Here is a 1,380-nt window from a genome sequence, read left to right as displayed (position 1 = left end):
AACCTTCAGCAAGTATGCAATCTCGCTCTTCAGCAACGTCTTCACTCGAAATTGAGTTGCTACCCTTAATTAGCCTCTTTGATATAGGCGTGTACTTTCCTTGTGCCAACTTTCGATGGTATTGAGGTTCAAACGAGAGTTGTTTTTGAGCTTTATTCTTCATCAGTATTCCGGTCTTAATATTTAGTTCTTCTATTTTAGCTTAGAAAGAGATCCAATCCGTAGCCACCACCACGCTATAGACATCTACCCCATAGTCTATCACTCCAAGGCTCAACACTACACAGTGCTTTGAAGCGGGATATCGGTAAATACAGTGATAAGAAATGTAAATCGACTGAGAAGTTTGGAGAGAGCCCGGAATTACCTGGTACGGATCAGAGTCAATCAAAGCCTACGCCCAGACACAGTGACCATCGGTGGGACATTAGAATGAGAGAAATAGCTCTGTTTTGAGCTACCTCTTTTAACTCGAAACAATCATTGCTCAACACCCAGTGTTTTGCGTTTAGAGTGGGATTAGCTGTTACTTTGGAATCCCTGCAGCCCATCATCAAGGGACTAATTTTATGCACGGAACAGAAGTCTGCTATCGTTTAGCCACTCACTTGCTAAAAAGCCAACGACTCTGGCCAGCTATATTTAGCGCTCGGTTTAGTCATACGCTAGTTCCTTTTAAATCTTAGTGCTAGCCTAGACCTTGCAGTTAGTTGTGCTCGATTGGACGCTTACATTTAAAGAAACCGAACACATTTTCTGATCACACTCCCATCATATTGTTTATATTAGCTGCACTACTTGCGCTCTTTTCTCTCAAATACATCATATCTAGTTTTATTAGGACCTCAACAAAGGAACATAGTTCTGCAAAGACGGTTTCAAACGTTGCATGGCTTTTCGTTGTCTTGATGGTTTGCTCGACAACCTCTTTTAAGCTTCGTTTTCCATCTATATGTTCAAACAATGCTTTGCTGTGTGGGTTTCTTTTTAAGGTAAACATTTGGTTCAGTTGTATTTGATTTCCTGGTGCAGAAAACGCCTTAAGCAAATTTTGCTTACGTTCATTTTGGCCGTAAATGGTGCTGATGGCAGGAACCAGATCTGTATTCTTTATGCTAGGAGTAGAAGTTTCCTTAAACGAAACAAAACAGCATTGTTTCATGATTTGACCAAACAACAACTCGCAGATAGATTGCTGTTTTCTAAGCGGAAGTTGTTTGATTGTGTTCAACAGCTCTGGGTCACGAATATAGGTTTCGGGATAAAAAATCATGTCACCAAGAGGGTGGTCAGGATTATATAGTTTATTTAACTTCAATCCTGCATTTTCAACATAGTCGTACATTTCGTTTACGGTATAGGCCCGGTCTTGAGAGTGTA

The 1,380-nt window shown here is 40.6% G+C and carries 1 protein-coding gene; it reads right to left on the bottom strand.

Annotation, left to right across the window (positions count from 1 at the left end):
* Positions 1 to 760: 760 nt before the first annotated feature.
* On the bottom strand, positions 761 to 1,380 hold a 620-nt coding region (locus A3735_RS30175; protein ID WP_197485622.1), incomplete at its 5' end, for a hypothetical protein.

This window comes from Oleiphilus sp. HI0061 (assembly GCF_001635675.1).
Note: the sequence above shows the minus strand (reverse complement) of the source record. Positions and strands in the feature narration are given on the sequence as shown.